Source organism: Clostridium acetireducens DSM 10703, assembly GCF_001758365.1.
Classification (GTDB): domain Bacteria; phylum Bacillota; class Clostridia; order Clostridiales; family Clostridiaceae; genus Clostridium_C; species Clostridium_C acetireducens.
In genome coordinates, this window is sequence record NZ_LZFO01000058.1 from 1 (window position 1) to 6,379 (window position 6,379).

Annotated in this window: 5 protein-coding genes; 3 read left to right on the forward strand and 2 right to left on the reverse strand. The window is 24.9% G+C overall.

Going from position 1 to position 6,379, the window contains the following annotated elements:
- Nucleotides 1–498 precede the first annotated feature (498 nt).
- Together CLOACE_RS11260 and CLOACE_RS11265 are read left to right on the forward strand one after the other, a co-directional pair.
- Nucleotides 499–837 (forward strand): hypothetical protein, encoded by a 339-nt coding sequence (locus CLOACE_RS11260; protein ID WP_070111346.1) that lies wholly within the window; start codon nucleotides 499–501, stop codon nucleotides 835–837.
- A 358-nt stretch (nucleotides 838–1,195) separates the two neighbouring features.
- Nucleotides 1,196–1,831: an IDEAL domain-containing protein gene (locus CLOACE_RS11265; protein ID WP_070111347.1), complete on the forward strand. Its 636-nt coding sequence runs from the start codon at nucleotides 1,196–1,198 to the stop codon at nucleotides 1,829–1,831.
- Nucleotides 1,832–2,104: 273 nt separating this feature from the next.
- Here CLOACE_RS11265 and CLOACE_RS11270 read toward each other — a convergent pair whose 3' ends face one another.
- Together CLOACE_RS11270 and CLOACE_RS11275 are read right to left on the reverse strand one after the other, a co-directional pair.
- Nucleotides 2,105–4,063, reverse strand: a complete 1,959-nt coding sequence (locus tag CLOACE_RS11270; protein ID WP_070111348.1) for a [Fe-Fe] hydrogenase large subunit C-terminal domain-containing protein — start codon at nucleotides 4,061–4,063, stop codon at nucleotides 2,105–2,107.
- A gap of 596 nt (nucleotides 4,064–4,659) precedes the next feature.
- Nucleotides 4,660–5,841 (reverse strand): coenzyme F420-0:L-glutamate ligase, encoded by a 1,182-nt coding sequence (locus CLOACE_RS11275; protein WP_070111349.1) that lies wholly within the window; start codon nucleotides 5,839–5,841, stop codon nucleotides 4,660–4,662.
- Nucleotides 5,842–6,089: 248 nt separating this feature from the next.
- Between CLOACE_RS11275 and CLOACE_RS11835 the strand changes: the two genes are divergently transcribed.
- Nucleotides 6,090–6,254: a hypothetical protein gene (locus CLOACE_RS11835; RefSeq protein ID WP_175429465.1), complete on the forward strand. Its 165-nt coding sequence runs from the start codon at nucleotides 6,090–6,092 to the stop codon at nucleotides 6,252–6,254.
- Nucleotides 6,255–6,379: the final 125 nt, after the last annotated feature.

Below are 6,379 nucleotides of genomic sequence, written 5' to 3' on the forward strand. Positions count from 1 at the left end.
GAACAAACTCTTGCCTAATTAATACTTGATACTTGGGCAATTTTATTTAAGCATTAATAATAGTTGCAGCATAAAATTTACATTAAAAAATTAGTGTTGCTGTGTCCTTAAGTAATGGGGTAAATAATTTGAATGAATTTTAGAGACTCTTAGAATAAAAAATAAAAAAACTCCGTAATTCATCACAGGACGTGATGAGCCAATTTCCGCCCCAAGGACGGGGCATAAATTGGGTAGGAGTTTTTTAATTTTTTATTCTTAGAGTCTCTTAATGAAATGACTTATTTACCCCATTACTTAAGGACACAGCAACACTAATTTTTTAATGTAAATTTTATGCTGCAACTATTATTAATGCTTAAATAAAATTGGTACTTTCCTATGTGTTTGTTGAAATTTTAACTTGACACAAACCTATTTCTTACTTTAGTAGAATATAGTTGTAAAACATGATATAATAAATTTGTATAGATACTTAATCTAGTTTGGAGGAGTACCATGGTAGATGATAAAATTTTAATAAATGAGAAAACCATTAATCAAATTAAATCAAAAGCTAAAATAATAAAAGTAATAACTAAAGAAAAACAATTAATAGATATTGCAGATGAAATATTAAACTTATTAGAATTAGATTTTAAAGAAAATAATTCTTCTTCTCTTAAAGAAAAAATCAAAAAGAAAATGCACGAAACCAAAATAACTGACCCTGATATGAACGCTAGTTTATACATACTTTATAGAAAACTTTCAGATGGTATTATTTCAGAAGAAGAAGCAGCTAAACTATTGGATATTTATGAAAGCATAGAACCTTTTGATAAAAAAGTATATTAAAAAGAGTTAGAATTAATATCTAACTCTTTTCTTTTTGTTCTCTTACTATTAATTTTATAAGAAAATCTCTATATTGAATATTTAAGTTTATGGATTTATTACTTTTAAATATTAGATAAAATACTACAATTCCAGTAAGAAAACCCATTACATATAAAATATCACATTTAATCCCCTCCTTTAACTTTATATATGCTAAGTTAAAATAAAAATCCTAAATAAAATTTTTATTTTTGGCAACAATTATTAAATATATAAATTTTTTATAGAATTTTTTTAATATTGTGAATAAAGCCTAATATGCTACTTTCATAGTTATAATATAAAAGCAGGATTATTTTATAAAGGGGAGATATAATTGAAAATAAGTAATTTTATATTATCTAAATGGGGAAAGGAAAAAAAAATAATATATGGTGTGGAATTTATTCCTAATAAGACTTTAAATAAAACTACTGATAATATGAGTGTAGTTTTGATAAAAACTTTGGATAAAAGCTTACATTATAAGGTTTTATTTAAGAAAAACAAAAGTTTAAATGTAATAAATAATGAATTTTATTTTAGCATTAAAAGATTTAAAGGCTATATAAATTTTCTTTCAAAATTTATGAAATTAATGTATAAAGAATACCATAAAAATATTAGAAAACAATTTTTTATAAATTATAAAAATAAAATAGTAGTTTCTTCTTTAAATAATAAATATATTAAAATATGTGCTTTAAAGAAAAATAAATCCGTATTCTTTATTTTATCTATTGAAGAACTTAATTCTTATATTGAAAGTTTAAAGGAAATTTATTTGATGAAAGCTATAGTTAAATATTTAAATTATAAAAACAATAATACTGATGTTAACTTATTATCTAAAGAAGATAAAAATAATTTATATGAAGAAACATTAAAAATTTTAATTGATGATGCACTAGATAGAAAAGACAAAATAGCCTTTACACTACTTTCGAAAGAACTATATTCAATATGCACATAGTTTTTTTAGTTTAAAGTGAATATGAAAGAGTTAAGAGTTATGGAGGATTTCTTTCGTTCCTCAAGAAATCTTAAAATGTTAGTAGTAAAAATTTTTACTACTAACATTCTATATTTAGATATAAATTTATTGAAACACAAAATAAACTCTACTTCACTATCCTCTTTCTTTACCTTATTAATACAATCAAAAATTTTTCGTAATGTCAATGGAGAAAAATTCTCCTAAACTCTTAACTCTTCCATCTTAACTCTAAACTAAAAATGCTCTATACTAAAACTTTTCTTTTCCTATTTCTGTAGCAGCTTGTGATATTTCTTCTCCTTTTGCTGCTATTTCTTGTATTATAGCAAATATATTGTCTATAGATTCATTCATAATATCCATTTTACCTTGAAGACTTTGAGAAACGTTTACAATATTTTCTATAACTACTCCTAAATTCTTTTCATCAGACTTGGTAGAAGATGCTACTTCTTTAGATAAAGCTGCTAAATTTCTAACTTCTGTGGCAACTACTGCAAAGCCTTTTCCTGCTTCTCCTGCTCTCGCTGCTTCTATAGCTGCATTTAAAGAAATCATATTTGTTCTATTGGCAATGCTTACTATTTCATTAGAAGTTTCTACAAATTTATTTATACTATTTTCCATAGTTAGTATACTGTGTTCTAAATCATTAAAAGTATTTACTACTTCTGAAATTTGTTTTGATATTTTGTCCATTTCATTAACACTACTTTGGTTAACATCACTTATTTCATTTATAGAAGAAATAATTGTAGCAACTCTTTCTTTAAATTCTTTAGCTTTAATTAATCTTGTTTCTCCTTCATGCTTTTCTTCATTTAATGACCTTACTTCTTCTAACATTTTTTCTATTTCTTCATTTTTTCTTTCTAATTCCTTCATTTCTTCTGTAACCTTTTGTTTGTTATAGTATATGCAATTATGAACTGTATTATAATCATTTACTACGGATTTAACCATATCTTTGCAAGTTCTGTATCCACAAGCATAGCAATCCAACTTTTTATCTTCTTCAGTGTATTTAAACATATCTTTAAATATTTTATCATATTGCTGACTTGTAGGTTCTATATCTTTTTTTATATCTTTTTTAGTATAACTTCTTAAAAACATTTTATAATCTAGCTCTTTATCAAAAATAGTATAATTACTGCCTTTTTTTCTTTTAAAAAGTCCAGATGAATTGGGATTTATTTTTTCTCCTTTTATTTTATTAAATTTATAATCTATGTAATCTAAATTATAATCTCTATATTCATCTTTATATATTCCAGAGCCTATATTACATCCATATTTACAATTTAAGGCATCTACAAAATCTGGTATAGGTTTGTTTTCTTTAATATTTCTGCCATATTTATTTAAGTATTTATATACTTCATCTTGACCTTCCACTTGTTTTATCCACATATCTTCTTTTTTTATAATCTGCTTTAAATTTTCTTTTAATCCTCCTGGCCTACTATATAAAAATCCTAATTCGCAACCCCTATCATCAAAATCCACTTTATTATATTTATTTAGTTCTATATTATTATTTTTTAAATATTCAAATAGCTTCTTATAGGTTACATTGTATTTTACATAAGCCTTTGTATTATCATCATCTATTTCATTTTTTTTAGCTACACAAGGAGATAAAAAAGCTATGTTATCTCTCACACCCTTGTACTCTTTTAAATAAATAGCTGTACAGACCATAGGACTTTGTATAGGAGCTAATTTCTCTAATAATTCATGATTATACAGTTCTATGTAATTAACTATAGCTGAACAAGGCTGAGATATTATAGAGTCTTGTCCACTTTCTTTTATATATTTTCCATAAGCCCAAGTACATATATCTGCTCCAAAAGAAACATCGTATATTATATTTACACCTTTAGACTTTAAGTATCCAAATAAATTTTTATAATTTTCTATATTTACTCTTATGGAAGGAGCTGCCATAACACTTATACTTTTATTAGAATTTAAATCCTTAAAAAATCTCTCTGTATCATCATAGTAATCTCTAGCATCATGATCACATACCTCTATACATTCACCACAATTTATACATTTATCTGGATTTACTGCTACTTTATTTTCTCCATTTACTACATAAGATTTATTAGCACCAAATACAGGGCAACACCTTATACACTTATTGCAACCTTTGCATTTTTCTTCTATAGTAAAAACTAATCCTTCTATATTACTCAAGTCAAAACCCCCTTTTAAAAAATTACATAGATATTTACATTATACTATATATATGTATAAATATAATCTACATTTTTATAAAATTTGCATATTTTCTAAAAATAATTGCACTTCAACCAAAATTTTATATTAATTAATAAAACAACTCTTAAAAATAAATAAATTATTTTCATGAAAAAACTCACAATAAAAATTAGTGCTGTTAGTATCAGTAAGTAATAGGATAAATAATTTGAATAAATTTTAGAGACTCTTAGAATAAAAAATAAAAAAACTCCGTAATTCATCACAGGACGTGATGAGCCAATTTCCGCCCCAAGGACGGGGCATAAATTGGGTAGGAGTTTTTTTATTTTTTATTCTTAGAGCCTCTTAATGAAATGACTTATTTATCCCATTACTTACTGATACTAACAGCACTAATTTTTATTGTGAATTTTTTCATGAAAATAATTTATTTATTTTTGCGCAAAGCAAATTGTTTTTTGCACAAAGCAAATTGTTTTTTGCACAAAGCAAGATTATTTTTTACGCAAAATACATTAATTTGTTATGAAAAGTATATTATTATTTTTATGCAAAATATATTATTGTTTTTAATCATTTGCATAGCTATCGAAGTAGCCTTGTATTAATACTACTGGAGTTCCCTTGTCCCCACTTCCACTAGTCAAATCACATAAACTTCCTAATAAATCTGTTAACTGCCTTGGAGTAGTACCTTGTGATTCCATAGTACCTAATAAATTTTCACCTTTTTCCTTTATTAACTTTTTCATTTCCTCTTCCATAGATTTTTTATCTAAACTTTTTAATTTATTATCTGCTATATATTTAAGTTTTATTTCATTTGGTCTTCCTACTAATCCTTCAGTAAAAGCTGGTGAAACTACTGGGTCAGCTAACTCCCATATCTTACCTACTGGATCTTTAAAAGCCCCATCTCCATATACCATTACTTCAATGTTTTTTCCTGTAGCTTCTTTTAATTTATTTTGAACACTTTTTACAAATATATCACAATCTTTTGGGAACAATTTTAATTTATCTTCTGTAGCTTTATTAGAACCCAATAAACCGTACTGAGGATTATATCCATTGCCATTTATTGATTTATTGCATATATCATCTAATCCATAAACTTTTTCTGCTCCTGCTTCTTTTAATATTCTCTTAGTTCTTTTTCTTGAATGAATATCTGCTGCTATAACTTCTTTTGTGTACTTTAGTATAGTTCTTGGATTATTTGAAAAATATACTTCTATATTATTATTAGCTAATTCTTTGTACATTTGTACATAATCAACACCAGTAAATTTGTGTTCAACTTCTCCAAAATACTTTCTGTAATCTTCTTCACTTAATACATCAGTATAGGGATTAATGCCTGCTTTATCCATTTCATCTATATCCATTAGATGATTTCCCACTTCATCAGAAGGATAACTTAAAAGCATGTAAATTTTCTTTTTACTTTCAGCAATTCCCTTTAATATCATTGAAAATCTATTTCTACTCAATATAGGAAATACAATTCCTATATCTCCAGTAAATTTTTCATTTATATCTTTTGCTATATCATAAATAGTTACATAATTTCCCTGAGCTCTAGCTAGTACAGATTCAGTTATACCTATAACATCTCTATCTCTAAATTGAAAGCCTTCCTCTTTAGCTGCTTCTAGTAATGAATTAACTACTATTTGAGCTAAATCATCTCCCTCTTTTATTATTGGAATTCTAATTCCTCTTACAGTGGTACCTATAGTTCTTGCCATATTTATTTCCTCCTATTTAAAGCAATTTTGTACACGAATATTATATCATATTTTTTTAACATTATACACATTTAATCCTTAATATAATGTAATTTTTTTGAACAATTCTTATTTTATTCGTAATTTTCAAAAAATTCCTGTGAATTATGCTTTCGACAAGAAAACTCATTTTTAATAATTTTATACTGATATAGAATAAATATTATGTTATACTATAAATATAATTTATGCAAAATAGGAGCAGTAAAATGAAAAAATACAAAGATTTAAAAATAAAATATAAACTATTATTAAATGTTTTCATAGTACTTTTTATATTAATATGTTCAGAAACATTTGTTATAAAAAATTTCAAGAAACTACATTATAAAAATAAAAATATACATGATACAAACTTACTTTCAATATATTGAGGAAATTGCACAATTAAACTTCCTCAATTATATTTAAAAATCATTACTTTTTGTTAATAATTAACTATTTTGTTCAGAAAAAGATAATAGCAAAGCTAAGGTGCTATTGCACCTGTGGATAACTT